Annotated in this window: 1 protein-coding gene; it reads right to left on the bottom strand. The window is 62.3% G+C overall.

Annotated features, from left to right (window positions below):
- Window positions 1-546, bottom strand: a 546-nt coding sequence (locus QCE48_RS31710; RefSeq protein ID WP_309794499.1) for an electron transfer flavoprotein subunit beta/FixA family protein, incomplete at both ends; no start/stop codon positions are given.

The raw sequence follows: 546 nt of genomic DNA, 5'->3' as shown, positions 1-546 counted from the left end.
AAAGGCTTCTTCTTCGCCTTCATGATGTTGGGCAGCGTGACGTAGCGCGGCTCGTTCAGGCGCAAGTCGGTGGTGACGACTGCGGGCAACGTGAGCGAAAGCGTTTCCGAACCGCCATCGACTTCGCGCGACACGGTCGCTTTGCCATCGGCCACAACGACCTTCGATGCGAACGTCGCCTGCGGCAACCCCGTCAGCGCAGCCAGCATCTGGCCGGTCTGATTCGAATCGTCGTCGATGGCCTGCTTGCCGAGGATCACCAACTGAGGCTGCTCCTTGTCGACCAGCGCCTTGAGAATCTTCGCGACCGCCAGCGGCTGCAATTCATCAGCCGATTCGACGAGAATCCCGCGATCCGCGCCGATCGCCATCGCCGTGCGCAGCGTCTCCTGACATTGCGTCACGCCGCACGACACGGCCACGACTTCGGTCGCAATGCCCGCCTCGCGCAGACGCACCGCTTCTTCCACCGCGATCTCATCGAAGGGATTCATCGACATCTTCACGTTCGCGATATCGACGCCGCTTCCGTCCGACTTCACGCGA

Origin of the sequence: Caballeronia sp. LZ024 (genome assembly GCF_031451455.1) — a bacterium.
GTDB classification, from domain to species: domain Bacteria; phylum Pseudomonadota; class Gammaproteobacteria; order Burkholderiales; family Burkholderiaceae; genus Caballeronia; species Caballeronia telluris.
The sequence above is the reverse complement of the archived record's forward strand: the minus strand, read 5'-3'. Positions and strand labels throughout refer to the sequence as shown.